We start from the raw sequence: 19,035 nt of genomic DNA, 5'->3' as shown, positions 1-19,035 counted from the left end.
CCTATACAGTGTTAATGAGGGTATCTTACTGTTTAGCTTGTTTTTTAGGAAGCTTAATTGTAACAGCAAGACCACTTTGCCTTGTGTCACTTGGTGTAATGTTATTTGCAAAAATACTTCCTTGATGAGCATTGATAGCTTGTTTGGCAATGGCTAAGCCTAAGCCTGTACCTCCACTTTCTCTATCTCTAGCACTATTTACCCGATAAAACGCGGTGAATATTTTTGTTAAAGCGCTTTGAGGAACCCCCTGCCCAGAATCTGTAATAATTAATGAGACGTGATCATGGTTTTGCGTTAATGATATTGAGATGATCGAATTGGCAGGGCTGTGTTTAATAGCGTTAATCAGTACATTGGTAATGGCGCCATGAATTAAATGGCTATCGCCTTCAATGAGGATGTTTTTCTCGGCATGATATGACATGACTACTTGCTTATCTTCTGCGAGTAATTGCTCATTTGAGATAATGTCCTCTATTAAAAGTGATAAGTTTAAAGAGGTAATATTCAATGGTTGAAAGGTGTTTTCTAAACGCGATAATGTCAGAACATGGGCTATCATTTCATCTAGTTGATTGATTTCATGCTGACACCTTTCAAAGTACTTCTCTTGATCGGTTCCCTCTTGTTGTGCAAGCGCTAAAGCCATTTGTAGTCGAGTTAAAGGAGAGCGAAGCTCGTGGGAAACATCACCAAGTAATCGCTGTTGCGCACTAATGTTTGTTTCAAGTTTACTCGCCATTTGATTGAAGCAATGTGCTAACTCGCCTATTTCATCACGCCTGTTATCAAGACCTGTAACACGTGTAGTTAAATTGCCTTGAGCAACTTGCAGTGTCGCGTTTTTCATCTTTAGGATGGGGTTACTTAACGAGCGAGCTAATATCCAACACAAGATGAAACTAACCAATAAAGGAATGGCTAATTTGAGCCAAATTGGCATTTTTTTAATGAAGTGCTGAAAACTTTTACGGGGTAATTTTTTTGCAACGAATAACAATACATCTTGATTATTATAATGGATGCTGATGGGGCCTGTCACTCTGGTATGATGGAATATAATCGATTGTAAGGTGTTATCTTCTCGAGTTTGAATGTACTTTTTAATGATGTCATTAAAGCGATCTTTTTGCTTAGATAACTTGTTAACAATTAATTTATCATCTCGATGCTGTGTCCATAAGCTGAAACCTTTTCTAAGATGTTCAGGCCGTTCTAAGTTTTCTTTTAATGGCATGAAAGGGCGTTTAAGTAGTTTTATTTTTGCTCTATTTAATAAGCGAAGGTCGCCTTTATCGACTTGTTGAGCAATGATGCTGAGATTATCTTCATTAAGCAATTGGCTGCTGACAAATCGAGTGGTAATAATTGAAATTAAGGTAATAAACCAAAACCAAAGAAAAAGTTTAATATTGAAAGATGAAAGTAATCGTCTAATTAGCGTTAAATTCATGTTTGTTCGCCTAATAAAAAGATGTATCCGGCACCACGAATAGTTTTAATTTTATCAACCTCACAGTAAGGTAATAATTTTCGTCTGATATTGCTAACATGAACATCGATACTTCTATCAAATGGGGCAAGCTTTCTTCCAAGTACCTGCTCAGATAATTGTGACTTGCTAACAATCTCTCCTTGCCTATTCATCAAGATGTTGAGAACTTGATATTCAGTACTGGTTAATTCAAGAGGGTTGTCATAGCAATGAACTTGATGCGTTGCATGGTTTAATTCAACACCATTAACTTGTAGAGTTTTCTCACTATTTGGCTGGTTATGTAACTCTTGTGTAATGGCTATTCGTCTTAATATTGCCTTAATGCGAGCAAGCAGCTCTTGGTGATGAAAAGGTTTAGCAAGGTAGTCATCTGCACCCAGTTCTAACCCTAATACTCTGTCGTTATCATCGCCTTTTGCGGTTAGCATTAATACAGGTGTTTTATGTTGGTCGCCAAGCGCTTTTAGAACTTCAAATCCATTAAGTTTAGGCATCATAACATCAAGTAAAATAATGTCGTATGAGTGACCTAATGCTTGCTTTAATCCCGCCTGCCCATCATAGCAGCAATCTACAGTATACTGATGCATACCTAAAAATGCCGTGAGTAATTCTGCAAGCTCAAAATCATCATCAATTAGGAGTAAACGTTTGTTATTCAAAACCACCTCTCATGTTAAGTCTAGTTTACCTTAGCTAACAATCTACGCCCACAGTGAAAGTAAACTTTACGTAATCTTTACATTTGCTTTGCGTTTCTTTTCATTCCCTTAAATATAATAGGGCTTGTTGACCTTTTGAGTTTTTATCAAACAAGCTTAGAGCACGAAAGTTCAGCGAAACCTAGATATCGAATATTAGTTAATTGAGGAAAGATGATGAAACAAAGATTTAAAATGAACTTTAAACCCGTAGCGTTAATGGTCACGTTATTATTTAGCCAAATTTCAGTAGCTCAAACTTTTGATGATAACGCAGTGTTGAGTAGTGATAATCAAACAAAACACAAGTATGAAATGCAGCAGAGAGATCATGGAAAGCAGTTAAGAAGAATGGCTAAAGCGCTTGATTTAACAGATTTTCAAAAAGAACAAATTAAAGCGATTAAGCTTTCAGCAAAAGAGCAGAACCAAGAACTACAGGCATCTTTAAAGCAAATGAAAGCAGAACAAAAAGCCTTAACCCATGCTGATGTATTTGATGAACATGCTTTTACTGCTTTATTTAATGCATATCAACCTACTGCAGCACAGTGGGCACTTAGCAAAGCAAAAACAAAACATGCAATCTACAGTGTGTTAACAGCAGAGCAAAAAGAGAAGTGGCAAAAGATTAAGCAGAATAACACGCGAGGCAGAAAGTAGTCTTAACCTTTTAAACTAAACGAGAATATCTTAGACATTTGGCTTTCTACTGGTTTATCACCGATTTTTGCTGGTAGAAATCGCCATTTTTTTATCGCAGAACGGATAGAGTTTTTAAAGTAATTTACTTTGTTTTGCTGAACAAACTGAATATTTTTCACACTCCCTTGTGCGTCTATAGTAAAGTTAACCTTCACTTCAACTTCAATACCTTTGCGCTTGGCAAGACTAGGGTAGACAGGATCAGCTGTTTTAACTTGTTCAGCTTCGTACCAAACAGGTTGCTTTATTTGTTCAACTGATAAGCTAGATGTCGACGCAGGAATTTTATCAAATTTAGCTAACCCTTCAAAAATATCATTGCCCTTTGTTGCAACGGGCTCAGAACCCAGTTCGTTAAGTTGATCTTGATAAGGGTTTTCAAAGGTATTACGCGTTGTTAATGCACTACTTGAATCTAAAGCAACCTCGATAGCAGAAGGTGCGCTATCACTTAAGTTAATTGATTTACTCGTTTGAGAGGTTAACAGTGCATGATGTTTAGAGCTATCTTCATTTGAAGTTGTTATAGCTGATTTAGAAGGCTCTTTTAATAACGTATTGCTAAGTAGCTGATCGTTATCTTTATTAATTATCGAATCTTGCTTGGCAACATCGTTGTTTTTAGAAGGTGATGTTTTTAAAGCGAGTGTTGTTTTAGCTGCATTACTCTTAGTGCGTATAATAGGTTGCTCAATAACTGTGTTACTTTGCAAGCTAGTATTATCCTCAAATTGTTTCTCTACAATACCTAAATTTTCAGTATTATTTTCTATGCCGCGAGAAATATCGCGAGAAAAGGTATCTTGGTTTTTATTGGTTGTTGTTACTGAAGTTTCTGAAAACGTGTCAACAATTAAGGGATCAGTTTTTACTTGTAAAGGCTCTTCACGGGTATCGACGTTATATTGGTTTGCTAAACCTGATGTAGTTTGCTCTACCGTTTGATTGCTTAATAATTGCTGGGCAATACTATCATCAGCTAGTGCAGTTGTTCCTGACTTTAAGTGATTAGCCTTATCTTTATTTGGCTTGTTTGAAGCTGTTGCTAGTTTAGTGCTTGGCTTGCTCCAAGGAAATTCATTACTCCATTTTTGCGCGTATGGAAAAGTGAGTAATTTATTACTCATAACGAACAAAATAACAAAAAAGATACTGATACCAGCAAACCATTTGCTTACATCATTAGTCGGTGCACAATGATGGTCAACAAGGCGCAGTACACGTTGTTTTAAATCACCACCAGAAGCGGCCATTGCCATGCTAGGAATAGTGTGATGATGTCTATTTGCACATAGTGAAGCCGTGTCTGCTAAGGTGTGTGCATAAGCAATGGGGTCGCCACAATGTTGTACTGCAATGTCGTCGCTACAGTATTCACGTTCATTACGCATTTGTTTCGCTATCCAGCTAACACCAGGATGGAAGAAGAATAATAACTCGATAACTGTTTGTATGAAGTTAACAAGATAGTCGTGTCGACGAATATGAGCTAATTCATGTAACATAAGCATTTCAAGCTGAGCAGCATTTAAGCCAGTTACCATGCCAGCAGGTATAAGCACAACGGGCTTAAACCAACCAATTGCCATTGGCACATCTATCTTTATTGAGATAAGTAGTCTTGGGGTTTTCTTTAAACTTATTTGCTGAGCAAGTTCATTAAATCGAGCTAATAACGCCTGCTCAGGAACTATACTACCCTGAGTGGGCAATTTATTTACATTGCGCATTTCTATTAGTAACTTACCCGCTAGTGATAATACACAGACCATCCACAATAATGAAATAAAGGGTAAAGAATGCGCAACAAGTGAAGGTATTAATTCTTGATAGTTTAGTAAGGTATTATCTTGTGTTAACTCGTTAACTAAGGTTGTTAATGCGATAGGCGTATTACTTGATGCTTGCATTACTGCATCGTCAGGGAAAACGATAATAAAAGTGACAATCGCGAGTACTAAGTTGGCAAACATAGCCGTTGCAGAGAGTGCGTATCGTAATTGTGATTTATTTTTGTCAATTATTAACAAAGCTGCTTTTAAAGCAAAAGCCACCAATACCCCTTGCCACAAAAAGTGCAATAAGGTTAGTGCTAAGCTATAAAAATAGGGCGTTGCTAATAAATGTTCAAGCATGTGTTAATTTAGTTACTTCTATTTTTCAAGTGAATTTAAAAGTTGGCGAATATCGTCTATATCCTGAGCGCTGGTTGATTCATCAATCGCTCTCATGACTAACTTAGATGTTGAACCACCAAAAGCCTTACTTATAAGATCTTTTATCAGTGAAGATTGCGTATGCATTTCACTGTTTGCTGCAGCATAAACATGAGCTCGGTTACTCTCATCTCTAATCACTAGAGATTTTTCATGCATTATTTGCAATATTTTAAGTACAGTCGTATAACCTGTTTTTTGTGTTGTACTAACTGTTTCGTGGATTTGTCTTACTGTTGCTGGACCAATTTGCCATAGTACATTAAGTAATGTTAATTCAGCCTCGGTAGGCTTTACTGCAGAATTATCACGCGCCATTTACATTTCCTTTCGAGCTTACTCGCTTATTGATAAAATCATGTTTTACAAAGGTGAAAATTTGTAGAACATTGTAACAAGATACGAACTTAATCGTATCTTGTGGAGAATAAATGAGCAACCTTTTTATTTTATTAACGTTAACTTCTTGTTTTAATTTTATTTCTAATGCTGTTTTTCGTTGACGGTAGCATAAAGCTCACCTAAACGAGTGACCGTACCTGGTCCTGCATTGGCCTCAAATTCAACCATGTTTGGTGAAAATGCACTGACTACGGTCGAACCAAGTTTGAATCGACCCATTTCATCACCTTTTTCAAAAGTGATGGCATCAACGCCTGAAGTAGGGTACTTCCAACGGAATACATCTTTTCCTGCTGGCGGTGTAATTGTACCTGCCCATTTTGTTTCAATACTGGCAACGATTGTTGCACCAACTAATACCATGGCTAACTGACCAAATTGAGTATCGAATATCGCAACAACGCGTTCATTACGTGAAAATAACCCGGGAACATTTCGTGCCGTTAAAGGATTCACAGAAAATAGCTCGCCAGGTACGTAAATCATTTCACGCAGTGTGGCCGCCATTGGCATGTGAATTCTATGATAATCTTTGGGAGCTAGGTAGATACAAGAGAATTTACCATCTTGAAATGGTTCTGCTGTTTGAGCATCACCACCAAGCAATGAGGTTAAACTGTAATCAAACCCTTTGGCTTGTATCAGTTGGCCATCTACAATATCACCTTGCTGGCTAATTGCACCATCAACGGGGTAACATAGTGTGCTTTCATCTTTGTCTATGGTACGAGCACCCTCTTCAAGTTCACGGGTAAAGAAGTCATTAAAGGTTTCAAAATCACTAGCATTTTTTAGTTTTGCTTCACCCATATTAATGCCATAGGCTTTGATAAATTGGCTAATTGCTTTAGTTGTTAGCCACCCCATTTTGGCTGCGGCAAATTTGCCTACTAAACGTGATAAAAAATGCTTTGGCATAATATATTGCAATGCAATTTTTACTTTGTCTGAAAATGAATTTTGTGAAGACACTTGGTTTCCTTAATCGTTAAATCGAGATGTTAATTTGTTATCACCTAAGCTTGCTAGAATTCGTTGAAAACTCGCTAAACGTTTGGCAGTAATTTCATTGTTTTCTTGTGCATTAATCAGTGCACAGCCGGGATCTTTTTGATGTTTACAGTCTCTAAATTTGCACATTCCTATAAAGGGAGAAAACTCTATAAAACCATGATAAACCTGTTCTGGTGTTAAATGCCAAAGGCCAAACTCCCGTATACCAGGGGAATCGATTAAATCTCCACCATCATTAAAGTGGTATAGGCGAGCAACAGTTGTAGTATGTTGACCTAAACCTGAGTTTTCTGAAACTTCTTGTGTTAACAATCCTAAGTCAGGCATTAAAGCATTCACTAAAGTTGACTTTCCAACACCTGATTGACCCACAAAGATACTAGTATGTTCTGCCAATTGCTCCTTTACTACGTCAATCCCGTGATTTGACTTGCTACTGGCATACAATACTTGATACCCAATATCACGGTAGATTTGTAGTTGTTTTTCTATAACAGCCTGCTCTTCTTCAGAAACTTCATCTAGTAAATCAATTTTGTTTAATACGATCACAGGTGTGATTTTTGTTTGTTCGGCAGCGACTAAATAGCGGTCAATAATATCACTATTAAAAACAGGCAATACTGATGAAACAATTAAAATTTGACTAATGTTGGCTGCTATAGGTTTTAATCCATCATAGACATCAGGGCGAGAGAGCATTGAGTCTCTTTCATGTACTGCTTCGATAATACCATTGATGCTGTGCTCAGTTTCTTTACCTTGGCGCCATTGTACTTTATCGCCACAAACGAGTGATTCGATAGAGCGCCTAAGATTACATCTGAACACTTCACCATGCTCACTTTCTACGTCAGCATGTTGACCAAAGCGACTAATGATAGTGCCTGATTGAGGTTCACTTAATTCATTATCTTGCCAATGAATTTGCTCGTTGTTTTTAGTCTTTTTACTTTGACCATGAAGTTTTTTGTCATGGTTAGCTCTAATTCTTCGAAGTTGACCTTTAGTTAATTTTTTTACTTTAGCCATAATTAGATATTCATATTGCCATTCACCTTGAAACAAATTCAGCCAAAAAGAGATGGCCATACATTGTAATTTTATTTAAGTATTATACCTTACTCACGAAAGAAATATCATCGTGATAATATCTGACGTATTATACTTACAATTGTCTACCAATGCTTGTGCATTTTTTTAAGGGAAATTTATGACTTGTAGTGACTCAAATTTAATCTGGCTTGATCTAGAAATGACAGGATTAGAGCCTGAAACTGATGTGATATTAGAAATTGCGACCATAGTAACAGACAGCCAATTAAATATAATTGCCCAAGGGCCAGTCTTTGCTATAAGCCAGCCTGACAACGTATTAGATAACATGAGTGAATGGTGTATTGAGCATCATGGAAAATCTGGGTTAACTCAGCGTTGTCGTGATAGTGAAATAACGTTAAGTGAAGCGACTAAGCAAACACTTTCATTTGTGAAGCAACATGTAACTGAAGGAAAGTCTCCAATGTGTGGAAATAGCATCGGGCAAGATAGACGATTCATCAATAAATACATGCCAGACTTTGAGGACTTTTTTCACTATAGAAACTTAGATGTTAGTACGGTAAAAGAGTTAGCCCGCCGTTGGAAGCCAGAAGTACTTGATAAAGTTGTTAAAACTGGGGCTCATTTAGCGCTTGATGATATTAAAGAGTCTATTGCTGAGCTTAAAGTTTATCGCCAGTATTTCTTTAAAGAATAATAGATATTCTAAGGTAGTTTATTTCTAAGATGAGTTGTAATCACAGATAGCGACTCACTTAAACTAATATTATCAATAGCATAATCAATGGTGATTTGAGGTAAAGTCACCTTTGATTTAGCACTTACAAATCTGAGCTTTTCTACGCCAAGTGATATTTTTTTACTGATTTCATTCGCTGTATCTATGCTGATTTTTGGGACGAATAAGAGAAATTCATCAAAGCTAATGCGTGAAGATAAGCCACTTTCATCAACATAGCTAGCCACCTTATTTGCTACTTTATTTAAAATGACATCAGATAATAGTAAGCCATATTCTTGAGAAAATTTCTCAAAATCATTGACCTTAACGAGTATTGCAATCATGACAGGTTGACTGTCTTGTTTTAGCCAAGCGTTAATATGTCTAATAATGGCTTCTTTATTAAATAAACCGGTAACAGGATCTAAATCGACACTCTGCTTTGCAATGGTTAATTCATCATTAAGTTTTTGATTCACTCTTTGAGCTATTTGTAATTGCTTATTAAGTTGCTCTTGTTGTTTTTTAAAAGCTTGTGTTGCCGCTTCTAACGCCTCGACAGCTTGAATAACTTCTGCTTTATCTTGGGAAAGTAGTTGTGGAATACTGGTATCAAAGTCTGAGATAAGCTTGTCTGCAGAATGACTGCTTTGCTGTGAATTCTTTTGCGTTGTACTGAGTAGCTTATGTAAGTCTGAGATAATATCAAAGCGGAACTTACTTTGCTCAAGTACATGACTTTTATAAAGAGATTCCATAAAAAAGCCATTGAGACTACTGGAGATAAGTAATTGGTCATTGATACACTTACTTAGCTTAGGGGTATTTTGTTTACTGTACTCATAACCAACAGCATAATTGATAGGGTTAACAGGTAACCCCCATTGGTTAAGTTGTTCTATGGTGCGAGCCATGATTTGCTCTGCTTCATGTATAGAGTCGTGATACTTCATGGGTCTATTTATTCACATCTATAAGGCAGGAGTATTCTCTCGAAAATGTTAGGAAAAATCTAGTGGTATTATGTAACTTATTTTGCACTTTATATTGTATTTAGTTCTTTGTCTTTTCTTTTTGTTGAAGTTTGTTAGAGTAACTATGTCTTTAAAACAGAGTAAACTTCATGAAAAAAATTTATACCTTCATACTGTGCTTCTTTCTGGTCTCTTGTTCAGTTTCAACTTTAGATAAAAGTACAAAAAAGGATGCTAATGAGCAGTTGGCAAAAATTATTGAACAACATGAAGTTTTCTATCAACAAAGTAGCCCTTTTAATAAACCTTTAGCTGGTGATAATAACGCCAAATTACCTGATTTATCGGCTGAAAATTTAGAAAACCTGCATCAGCAAAGACTGACAATTTTTCAAGCGTTAAATGCCTTAGATAAAAATAAACTCAGTAAAGAAAATCAAATTAACTGGTCAGTTTTAACATACAGTTTAAAAAACCAACTTGACAGTTACATTAACAAAGAACACTACATGCCGTTAACGGCTGAATCGGGTTTTCATGTTTGGATAGCAAATATTGCAAGTCGAGTAAATTTTAAATCGGTACAAGATTATCAAGATTATATTTCGAGGTTGAAAGCGATCCCTCATTATTTTCAGCAGCAAACTCGTTGGATGGAAAAGGGAATTCAAGTGGGTATTACTCAACCTAAAGTAGTATTAAAGGGGTTTGAAGAGTCAATAGCAGCTTATATTAAGGAAAACGTTGAAGACAGTGGTTATTACAAACCCTTTAAAAATATGTCGAATCAGGTTTCATCTGAGCAAAAAAAGAAGCTAACAGAAGAAGCTAAACAAGTATTAGTGAATAAGGTAATGCCAGCATATCAAGACTTTTATGACTTTATGGTGGATACATACCAAGTAAAGGCTCGAGAAAATATTGCTGCTGCAAGCCTGCCTAATGGTGAAATTTATTATCAAAATAGAGTAGAGCACTACACCACGTTACCTTTAACTGCAGCAGAAGTGCATCAAAAAGGTTTGTTGGAAGTTAAACGTATAAAAGCTGAGATGAATGATATTATCAAGGCGGTTGAGTTTGATGGTAGCTTCAAAGAATTTGTGACCTTCTTACGAACCGACTCTCAGTTTTACGCAAAAACACCTGAAGGATTGATTAAGGAAGCTTCATATATTGCTAAGCAAATGGATGCAAAGTTACCTGCATTATTTAAAACCTTACCTAGAACGCCATATGGTGTTATACCCGTGCCAGCGAATATAGCACCTAAGTACACAACAGGTCGTTACTCTGGCCCCTCTAGAGATGATCAACCAGGGAATTACTGGGTAAATACCTATCGACTAGATAGAAGGCCACTATACGTACTTACAGCGTTAACATTACATGAAGCGGTACCTGGACATCATTTGCAAATCGCATTAGCAAAAGAAATGAAAGATGTACCAAAGTTTAGAAATCGTACTTATATTTCTGCTTTTGGTGAGGGGTGGGGGTTATATTCTGAATATTTGGGTATTGAAGCTGGGATGTATGAAAACCCCTATCATGATTTTGGTCGGTTAACTTATGAAATGTGGAGAGCCTGCAGGTTAGTGGTTGATACGGGCATGCACACTCAAGGGTGGAGCCGCCAAAAAGCGATGGATTTCTTAGCGGACAATACGGCTTTGTCATTACATAATGTCAAGACTGAAATTGATCGATACATCTCATGGCCAGGTCAGGCATTATCTTACAAAATTGGGGAGCTAACGATTAAGCGCTTACGCAAAGATGCGGAAAAGGCTTTGGGTGAACATTTTGATGTACGAGAGTTTCATGATGAAATATTAAAGAATGGTTCTATGCCGTTATCAATGCTTGAAAAAGTCATTAAGGAATACATTGATCACAAGGAATCATCAATGGAGCAGAAAGAATAACAAGAGGAAGGCACGCAAAGATATCGGAAGAAACTTTCAATAGAAGCTGCTAAATAAGATAAGCCCCCACTATATCTAATCTGGCAGTCCCGCTATCATAGGTTTCCCATTAGACCGGTAACTTTGCGTCTCTAGTTTTCACTAGGTTTGCCCTTGTCGAGTATTAGAACTCACCCTCATTATAGAATAAGTATTCTCGATGTAAACACCACGAAGGTTTACACAAAGTTAATGTTGTTAATTTGTCGTGAACAAAAAGGTTAAGTTATTGTTTTTATTGTTGTTAAAAATATAGGGATTTGGTGGTTTTTTTGAGAAAAAAGATTGTTTTAATGAAGGTTTTGCTCACTTTCTTGTTGAGTTCATCGGTTTTTGCTGCGCAAGATAAAGTAAATGAACAAATGCTATTAATTGATCAGGTTGCTTTATATTTGGCCAAAGATAAAGAAGATCTCAAAGCGGAACAAATCACCTCACTTTCAAAAAAAATAATCCCAAACAAACACGAGTATCCAAGTGATGTTATTGCAAAATTATTTCTGTTATTAGCAGATGTTGCGACGAATAAGGGGGATATTGATAAAGCGTACCAGTTTACTTTGGATGGTCTTGCTGTAAACACTTCTCATAAAAAAATAAGATTATGTCTAACATTAAAGTTAGCAGAAATTTATGTGACTAAAAAGCAGTTCTCATTACTACTCTCTGCTGCTGAGCAAGCAGTAGTTCAGAGTGAAATGACCAACAATGTTAAATATAAACTCTTTGCTTTAGGTTATCGTAGCGTAGCGTTTGCAATGCTAGGCAAACATCAAAAAACGTTAATGGATTTAGAACAAGTAGAGTTAAGCATTTCATCAAATAAAGTTTTTTCTGAACACATTGAATTGTTAACTATTTTAGCGAAAGCTTACCAAGCATTAGGCGATTATCAAACCGCTCTTACCATTCATAATAAAGTTTTGACGCTAAGGTTTGAATTATCTCGATTGGCTAATTTAGATCAAACATATATCCAAATGGCGCATGCCTATTTAGCCTTAAGACGATTTGATGACGCTTACAACAGTTATTGGGAGGCCAAAAAATATGCTCAGAAGAAGAGTGCTGATATAAATGTCGCTAACGCACAGCAAGGAATTGGTATTGTTTATTATAAACAAAATGATTTAGACAATGCCTTATTAGAGCTGTCGAGCGCGAATGACATTTATAAAAAAAGAAACATGATATTACCTTATGTTGAGACCGCTATTTACATTGCTGAAATTAAATTAAAAAGAAAGGAGTTTGAGCATTCTTATATCCTGTTAAATGAGATACAGACGTTAATCGTTGAAAGTGAAATGAATATAGATGTTTTGAGCTTTTATAACATGGTTAGCCAAATGCATTTCAACAAGCAGGAATATCAAAAAGCCTTCTTATGGCAAGAAAAATATAGTCAAGCGCTTCAAAACAAGAATAAACAACAAAAAAGGCTAGATTTGATACCAAGTTATTTTTCTTCTGTTATTTCTGAAGATGAAAAAGAAACAATTGAACCGTTAGATTTAGCTAGAGAATTAACGATAAAAATGGCTGAAAAAAGTGAATTAAGCAGCAGTTTTGATGCTAAATTCAAAAAGCAAAATGCGATCATCTTTATTTTGTCTTTGGTTAGCTTATTACTTTTGGCTCTTTTATTATTTTTCTTTTTTAGAATTAGGGCTAAGCGTCTTTCTTTGGTGTATCAAGAGGCAGAAACCCCAGCTAATTTTTTTCTAAAGTCTATGCACACAAAGCACAATTACCAATTACTTTATAAAAAAGCAAGGCAATATCAATATCCTCTAACTGTTGTGTCTTTAACTATAGATAATTGGCAAGAATTAACGTTTAGGTTTAATAAAAAATCAATTATTAATGAAGTGTGTAATGATATTGCAAAAGTGATTTCTGAGCACCTTGATGAGTATGATTGTGCAGGTATATTAAATGAAGGTGAATATCTATTGTTATTCGAGTATCAAAATGAAGATGAAATTGTACAAAAAGTTGATAAACTATCTGAAGCTTTACAAGTAAGGTTTATTGCAAGTATTGGTGACTTTTCTATTTTAAGTAAATATGCAATTAAAACACCTAATTTTAAAGATATAGACCCTTATATCTTTTTAGCTAAATTAACAGAATCTAAAGATCTATAAAGGTGACATGATGTTTTTTGTCCTCGCAATAACGGCTTTATTCGTTATTATTAGTGTGTACTTTTTTTTAAGAGCTGAAAAGCTGCAACGAATTATCATTACTCAAAAAAGAGAAACGCAAACGACAATAAAAGAAAATAAAAACTTGGTCGACTCTATGGCACTTCTAGCATCAAAGAATGAAGAGTTTGCGAAAAGTCGGTTAATACGGCTTAAAGAAAAAGCACAAGAGCAGCAAAATGATCAATTAATTCATTACTATGACATTATCTCTCCTTTAGTGAATAACTATGCAGCAATATTTAGAGATTGTTTGAAAGGTAAGGGTAGATTGCAGAGCATTACAAAAAAATGTTTTGCTAGTGGTGATGAGCAAGCTTTTAAAGCGTTTATTAAGGTTCTACAAAGTGAAAAGCATACTAAACGTTTTTGGTCTGTTAATAATTTAAATGGTTTTATTTCGTTAGTAGAGGCTTTATTGATCCTTAATGATGATTTAAATAAGTCCTTAATTTCTGCGAATGATTTAGCTGATAAGCAGTTATTAATAAGAAAAGCAGCTAACAGTAAATAGTTTTATCTACTCTATAATCAATTGATTCAATAACCCCCATTGAAAAAGAGGCTAATACATGACTACTTTTTTACCCAAAGTGTTAAACGCGCTGCTAATAGCAGCGCTATCCCTTCACCTTAATGCCGCAGAAACAAGCTCGCCTCCAACTACAAAAGATGAAAAAGATAATAAGGCTTGGTCAGTAAATGAGCCGCAAGGCGTCTTCAAATCAGCAACTATTGATGTGAGCTCAGGCACATGGATGAATGTAGATGTTAGTCCTGATGGCAAACAAATTGTGTTCGATTTATTGGGAGATATATACTTGCTTCCTATCGAAGGTGGTGAAGCACGGCCGCTAATGACAGATATTGCATGGCAAATGCAGCCTAAATTTAGCCCTGATGGTCAATACATTGCCTTTACTTCTGATCAAGATGGCGGCGATAACTTATGGATTATGAACCGTGATGGTAGTAATGCAAAAGCGGTTACCAATGAGACATTTCGCTTATTGAATAGCCCTTCTTGGTCACCTGATAGCGAATACCTTGTTGGGCGTAAGCATTTTACAGGAACACGATCACTAGGGGCTGGTGAAGTGTGGCTTTACCATAAAACAGGTGGTAAAGGTGTGAAACTAACCACAAGAGAGAATGAGCAAAAAGATCTTGGTGAAGCGAGTTTTTCACATGATGGTAAATTTGTATACTTTTCTCAAGATGCAACTCCAGGTAAGACTTTTCATTATTCAAAAGACTCAATTAAAGGTATTTATAAGATTAAACGCTTAGCCTTAGATAACGGTGAAATAACCACTGTTATTTCAGGAAAAGGTGGCGCTATTAGACCGACTCCGTCACCTGATGGGCGTTATTTAGCATTTATTAGCCGCGATGACTTTCAATCTAATCTTTATTTATATGATCTGAAAAGCGGTGAAGAAACATTAGTCTATGCTGATTTAGAGCGTGACATGCAAGAAACATGGGCAATACATGGCGTATATCCAACGATTGCATGGTTACCTGATAGTAATGGGTTAGTTTTTTGGGATAACGGCAAGATAAAACGTTTATCATTAGCTAATAAAAAAGCAACAAAAATTGATTTTCATGTAAAAACCACCAAGAAGATCCAAACAGCATTACAATTCGAGCAACAAATAGAACAACAGCGTTTCACGACTAAAATGTTGAGAGATGTTGTCGTTTCCCCTGACGGGAAATATGTTGTGTTTGAGTCTATGGGTTATATCTATAAGCGCAAAATTTCAGGCGGTAAAGCTAAACGTTTAACGAAACAAAACAGTCACTTTGAACTGAATCCAAGTTTTTCTCGTGATGGTAAAAAAATAGTTTATGTGACTTGGAATGATAAAGAGCAAGGGCAAGTAAAAGTTATTTCTAGTAAGGGCGGTAAAAGTAAATCACTATTACAAGAGCCTGGAAAGTATATCGAGCCAAGTTTTTCTCCTGATGGAAAGTCGGTTGTATATCGCAAAATAAGAGGTGGCTATATAACCGATCCTAAATGGGGGTTACGCCAAGGTATTTATATTGTGTCGGCTAAAGGCGAGTCTAAGAAAGCAAAAGCTAAATTAATTACAGAGCAGGGTGTTAAACCCCATTTCGGAAATGCTAATGACAAGGTTTATGTACTGCGTTCGGGGAAAAAGCCTCATTTATCTAGCGTCGATATAAATACACGTAAAGAACAGGCGCTGTATCAAGGGAAGTTTGCTACGGAATACCGTGTTTCACCAAACGGTGAATATTTGGCATTTGCAGAACGCTTTAATGTTTATGTTACACCGATGATTGAGCGTGGAAACGTTATTGATATTGGACCAAAAGCAGTTAACTTACCGGTGAAAAAATTATCAAACAGAGCAGGGGAAGGCATAAGCTGGGGTGCTGGTTCAGATCAGTTGTATTGGAATTTAGGCGCAACCCTATATCAAAGCGATATTAGTGGTTTATTTGAAATTAAAGACAGTGAAAGCGAAGAAAGTAATCAAGGTGATACTGTTAAATCGACTGATTTAGCTTATGAGAAAAAAGTTGATAGGCCAGAAGGCGTTGTGGCTTTTGTTGGCGGTAAAGTGATAACCATGGAAGATGATAATATCATTGAGAATGGCGTGGTTGTCGTTGATGGAAATGAAATTGTTGCCGTAGGACAACAAGGTGACATTAATATCCCAAGTTCAGCAAAGATTATTGATATCAAGGGTAAAAGTATTGTACCAGGCTTCATTGATGCACATGCACATGGCTCGCAAGGACAAAGTGAAATTATCCCTCAACAAAACTGGAAGAATTACGCTAGTTTAGCATTTGGTGTCACAACAATTCATGATCCCTCTAATGATACTACGGAGTTTTTTGCCGCCAGTGAAATGCAAAAAGCAGGCAAAATAGTGGCTCCACGACTATTTTCTACGGGGACAATTTTATACGGTGCAACTCTGCCTGGTTATACATCACATGTTGATAGTCTAGATGATGCAAGTTTTCACGTTGAGCGATTAAAGGCTGCTGGCGCATTTAGTGTTAAAAGTTATAACCAACCACGTCGCAATCAAAGACAGCAGTTTATTCAAGCCGCTCGTGATTTAAACATGTTAGTCGTTCCTGAAGGCGGTTCTTTATTGCAGCACAACCTAACAATGATTGTTGATGGTCATACAACGTTAGAACATTCTATTCCTGTTGCTAAAATCTATGAAGACATTAAGCAGCTATGGACACAATCAGAGATGGCCTATACGCCAACTCTGGGTGTTGCTTACGGAGGAATATCAGGTGAACATTACTGGTATGACACCACAGACGTATGGTTGCACCCTCGATTAAGCAAGTTTGTACCAAGCGAGTTTTTAGAACCTCGCTCAATGCGACGTACTAAAGCGCCACATCACCATTACAATCATATTAACGTGGCTAAAGGAGCAAAAGAGCTTCAAGATCTTGGGATTAAAGTTAACTCAGGTGGTCACGGGCAACGTGAAGGTTTAGCGATGCATTGGGAAATGTGGATGATGGCTCAAGGTGGCATGTCGCCATTAGAGGCGTTGAAAACAGCAACCATATCACCAGCTAAAACACTTGGTTTGGCTAAGCAACTCGGTTCTATAAAAGCAGGTAAATTGGCTGACCTAGTTGTGATTGATGGTGATGTTAGCCAAGATATTCGCGCAACAGATAAAGTGATTTTTACTATGGTTAACGGCCGTTTATATAATGCTGATACCATGAATGAAATCGGTAATTATGATCGTAAACGTAAGGCCTTTTACTTTGAATAATTTTACTGTTTAGATCAATAAAGCGATAAGTTTTTTAAATGTAAGAACAAAAGCTATATAAAATAAAGTAGGCTAAAGGTCTCAGGATAGAGAAAAACAACCAATGTCTGAATTTTTATTTGGTTGAACACGGGGGTTTTATGTTGTTGCAATTGTCGTTAGTTAAAAAAATAAATTTAGCATTCACGCTAATTGGTCTGGTCTTTTTAAGTACCACTATCTTCTTTTTTTATGATGATGAGAAGAAGCTCGCTGAGCACTTTGTTGAGCGAAACTTAGAAAGTTTAGCATTAAATTATTTTGACTCTGTTAATACCATGATGTTAACAGGCACTATTGCTAATCGAAAATTAATACAAGATAAAATCCTTAGCCAAGACGATATTGTTGAAGCGAGAATAATACGTTCAGCGTCAATAAATAAAACGTTTGGCGCTGGCCATGCCGATCAAAGTGCGAACAGTCAATTTGAGCAACAAGGTGTAGCAGGAGAAAAAGCGTTTGAGCAGTTTTCTTTAGATGGAAAACGTATGATGAGTTTTATTATGCCAATTAAGGCGAGTAAAGATTATCGAGGCACCAATTGTTTAACTTGTCATCAAGTTGAAGAAAATGAAGTGCTTGGTGCAGTGAAGCTAACATATGATTTATCTCGTGTTGATAGTGATATTGCAAGTTCAATTACCAAAGCCGCAATTCTGCAATTTATTATCACTCTAATATGTTTTGCTGTTTTAAGCCTTATCTTAAAGAAATTAATTTTTAACCGCTTAGAAAGATTAAGTAAAACTATTCAAACCGTTGAAAATGATTTAGATCTTAACAAACAAATTACAGTCAATCATAAGGATGAGTTGGGTGCTGTCAGCATCGCACTTAATAATATGATGGCGAAATTTAAACAAAGCTTTATTTCAATTTCTGGTGCAACTGAGCAATTAATGGAGTCAGCTAAACATGTTGATGAAATATCATCGTTAACTCGAACTGCTGTACTCGAGCAGAAAAATGGTACTGATTCAGTTGCTACTGCCATTAATGAACTTGATGCATCGGCTCATGAAGTTCAACATAATACACAAAGTGCTGCTGACAAATCAGTAACGGCAAATGAGCGGGCTTCACAAGGGTTAGCATTGGTGGAGCAAGCGAAGAAAGGCATTAATGAACTACGTGATAAAGTAAATGAAAACACAGAAATGATCACAGAGTTAAGTAGTAAAACCAATGAAGTAGGCTCTGTATTAGAAGTTATTACCGCGATAGCTGAGCAAACAAACCTATTAGCTTTGAATGCGGCAATAGAAGCAGCACGCGCTGGTGAACAAGGACGTGGTTTCGCTGTTGTTGCAGATGAGGTTCGCTCTTTAGCGACTAGAACGCGAGAGTCAATAGAACAAATTAATGCCACCATTAGCACTTTACAAGTAGGTGCTAAGGGCGCTGTTGACTCTATGAATGAAGTTAGTCAACAAGCGAATGAAAAGGCTGAAGATGTAGCCAATGTTGCCAGTTTACTAGTGAATATCAGTGAAGAGATTCAAGAGCTTGATGAGTTAAATTGTCAGATATCTAGTGCAGCGAAACAGCAAAACTTAGCGGCTGATGAAATCAATATCAACGTGGTTTCTATCAGTAATGTTGCTGAAAAATCAAGTGAAGACGCTATTCGAGGGAAAGAAATTAGCGAGCAACTACTAGCGTTAGCTTATGAGTTAAATGTGCAACTAGCGAAGTTTAAGCTTTAGTTTGCTTG

14 protein-coding genes and 1 riboswitch are annotated in these 19,035 nt (G+C 36.5%); of the genes, 7 read left to right on the top strand and 7 right to left on the bottom strand.

All coding sequences use genetic code 11. The features are described 5' to 3' along the window. Positions 1-25: 25 nt before the first annotated feature. Positions 26-1,456 (bottom strand): ATP-binding protein, encoded by a 1,431-nt coding sequence (locus tag D1094_RS07210; RefSeq protein WP_118959414.1) that lies wholly within the window; start codon positions 1,454-1,456, stop codon positions 26-28. After that, complete coding sequence (locus D1094_RS07205; protein ID WP_118959526.1) at positions 1,453-2,163, bottom strand: response regulator transcription factor; 711 nt, start codon at positions 2,161-2,163, stop codon at positions 1,453-1,455. The genes D1094_RS07210 and D1094_RS07205 overlap by 4 nt, the downstream gene beginning before the upstream one ends. Positions 2,164-2,379: 216 nt before the next feature. Here D1094_RS07205 and D1094_RS07200 point away from each other — a divergent pair, with 216 nt between their 5' ends. Next, positions 2,380-2,865, top strand: coding sequence for a Spy/CpxP family protein refolding chaperone (locus tag D1094_RS07200; RefSeq protein WP_182440122.1), 486 nt, complete (start codon positions 2,380-2,382; stop codon positions 2,863-2,865). Between the two features lie 2 nt (positions 2,866-2,867). Here D1094_RS07200 and D1094_RS07195 read toward each other — a convergent pair whose 3' ends face one another. From D1094_RS07195 to rsgA, 4 genes are all read right to left on the bottom strand, one after another. Next, positions 2,868-5,042 (bottom strand): M56 family metallopeptidase, encoded by a 2,175-nt coding sequence (locus D1094_RS07195; protein ID WP_118959412.1) that lies wholly within the window; start codon positions 5,040-5,042, stop codon positions 2,868-2,870. Positions 5,043-5,060: 18 nt separating this feature from the next. Further along, a complete protein-coding gene (locus tag D1094_RS07190; protein ID WP_118959411.1) occupies positions 5,061-5,441 on the bottom strand; it encodes a BlaI/MecI/CopY family transcriptional regulator in 381 nt (126 codons plus the stop codon). 165 nt (positions 5,442-5,606) lie between these two features. Continuing rightward, on the bottom strand, positions 5,607-6,443 hold the full coding sequence (gene asd, locus D1094_RS07185; RefSeq protein WP_118959525.1) for an archaetidylserine decarboxylase: 837 nt from the start codon (positions 6,441-6,443) through the stop codon (positions 5,607-5,609). 63 nt (positions 6,444-6,506) lie between these two features. Continuing rightward, a complete protein-coding gene (rsgA, locus tag D1094_RS07180) occupies positions 6,507-7,571 on the bottom strand; it encodes a small ribosomal subunit biogenesis GTPase RsgA (RefSeq protein ID WP_118959524.1) in 1,065 nt (354 codons plus the stop codon). A 181-nt stretch (positions 7,572-7,752) separates the two neighbouring features. Here rsgA and orn point away from each other — a divergent pair, with 181 nt between their 5' ends. Beyond that, positions 7,753-8,298 carry an oligoribonuclease gene (gene orn / locus D1094_RS07175; protein ID WP_118959410.1) on the top strand — a complete coding sequence of 182 codons (546 nt, stop codon included), beginning with the start codon at positions 7,753-7,755 and terminating at the stop codon, positions 8,296-8,298. Positions 8,299-8,306: 8 nt separating this feature from the next. Here the strand turns inward: orn and D1094_RS07170 are convergent, their stop codons facing one another. Beyond that, the gene (locus tag D1094_RS07170) at positions 8,307-9,275 is read right to left on the bottom strand and encodes a GGDEF domain-containing protein (RefSeq protein WP_118959409.1); all 969 of its coding nucleotides are present in this window, start codon (positions 9,273-9,275) and stop codon (positions 8,307-8,309) included. A 170-nt stretch (positions 9,276-9,445) separates the two neighbouring features. Here D1094_RS07170 and D1094_RS07165 point away from each other — a divergent pair, with 170 nt between their 5' ends. The 5 genes from D1094_RS07165 to D1094_RS07145 all read left to right on the top strand — a co-directional run bounded on the left by D1094_RS07165 (position 9,446) and on the right by D1094_RS07145 (position 19,027). Beyond that, the gene (locus D1094_RS07165) at positions 9,446-11,224 is read left to right on the top strand and encodes a DUF885 family protein (protein WP_118959408.1); all 1,779 of its coding nucleotides are present in this window, start codon (positions 9,446-9,448) and stop codon (positions 11,222-11,224) included. A gap of 79 nt (positions 11,225-11,303) precedes the next feature. After that, positions 11,304-11,386, bottom strand: a riboswitch (cyclic di-GMP riboswitch). Positions 11,387-11,556: 170 nt separating this feature from the next. After that, the gene (locus D1094_RS07160) at positions 11,557-13,413 is read left to right on the top strand and encodes a lipopolysaccharide assembly protein LapB (protein WP_118959407.1); all 1,857 of its coding nucleotides are present in this window, start codon (positions 11,557-11,559) and stop codon (positions 13,411-13,413) included. 10 nt (positions 13,414-13,423) lie between these two features. Beyond that, a complete protein-coding gene (locus D1094_RS07155) occupies positions 13,424-13,987 on the top strand; it encodes a hypothetical protein (protein WP_118959406.1) in 564 nt (187 codons plus the stop codon). 58 nt (positions 13,988-14,045) lie between these two features. Continuing rightward, on the top strand, positions 14,046-17,279 hold the full coding sequence (locus D1094_RS07150) for an amidohydrolase family protein (RefSeq protein WP_118959405.1): 3,234 nt from the start codon (positions 14,046-14,048) through the stop codon (positions 17,277-17,279). 140 nt (positions 17,280-17,419) lie between these two features. Further along, on the top strand, positions 17,420-19,027 hold the full coding sequence (locus D1094_RS07145; protein WP_118959404.1) for a methyl-accepting chemotaxis protein: 1,608 nt from the start codon (positions 17,420-17,422) through the stop codon (positions 19,025-19,027). The last annotated feature ends 8 nt before the right edge of the window (positions 19,028-19,035 follow it).

The organism is Colwellia sp. RSH04 (genome assembly GCF_003545765.1).
Lineage (GTDB): Bacteria > Pseudomonadota > Gammaproteobacteria > Enterobacterales > Alteromonadaceae > Colwellia.
The sequence above is the reverse complement of the archived record's forward strand: the minus strand, read 5'-3'. Positions and strand labels throughout refer to the sequence as shown.

Coding starts and splice junctions, on each gene's coding strand:
- D1094_RS07210 (WP_118959414.1), bottom strand. CDS start 1,456: ATGAATTTAACGCTAATTAGACGATTACTTTCATCTTTCAATATTAAA.
- D1094_RS07200 (WP_182440122.1), top strand. CDS start 2,380: ATGAAACAAAGATTTAAAATGAACTTTAAACCCGTAGCGTTAATGGTC.
- D1094_RS07195 (WP_118959412.1), bottom strand. CDS start 5,042: ATGCTTGAACATTTATTAGCAACGCCCTATTTTTATAGCTTAGCACTA.
- D1094_RS07190 (WP_118959411.1), bottom strand. CDS start 5,441: ATGGCGCGTGATAATTCTGCAGTAAAGCCTACCGAGGCTGAATTAACA.
- asd (WP_118959525.1), bottom strand. CDS start 6,443: ATGCCAAAGCATTTTTTATCACGTTTAGTAGGCAAATTTGCCGCAGCC.
- rsgA (WP_118959524.1), bottom strand. CDS start 7,571: ATGGCTAAAGTAAAAAAATTAACTAAAGGTCAACTTCGAAGAATTAGA.
- orn (WP_118959410.1), top strand. CDS start 7,753: ATGACTTGTAGTGACTCAAATTTAATCTGGCTTGATCTAGAAATGACA.
- D1094_RS07170 (WP_118959409.1), bottom strand. CDS start 9,275: ATGAAGTATCACGACTCTATACATGAAGCAGAGCAAATCATGGCTCGC.
- D1094_RS07165 (WP_118959408.1), top strand. CDS start 9,446: ATGAAAAAAATTTATACCTTCATACTGTGCTTCTTTCTGGTCTCTTGT.
- D1094_RS07160 (WP_118959407.1), top strand. CDS start 11,557: ATGAAGGTTTTGCTCACTTTCTTGTTGAGTTCATCGGTTTTTGCTGCG.
- D1094_RS07155 (WP_118959406.1), top strand. CDS start 13,424: ATGTTTTTTGTCCTCGCAATAACGGCTTTATTCGTTATTATTAGTGTG.
- D1094_RS07150 (WP_118959405.1), top strand. CDS start 14,046: ATGACTACTTTTTTACCCAAAGTGTTAAACGCGCTGCTAATAGCAGCG.
- D1094_RS07145 (WP_118959404.1), top strand. CDS start 17,420: ATGTTGTTGCAATTGTCGTTAGTTAAAAAAATAAATTTAGCATTCACG.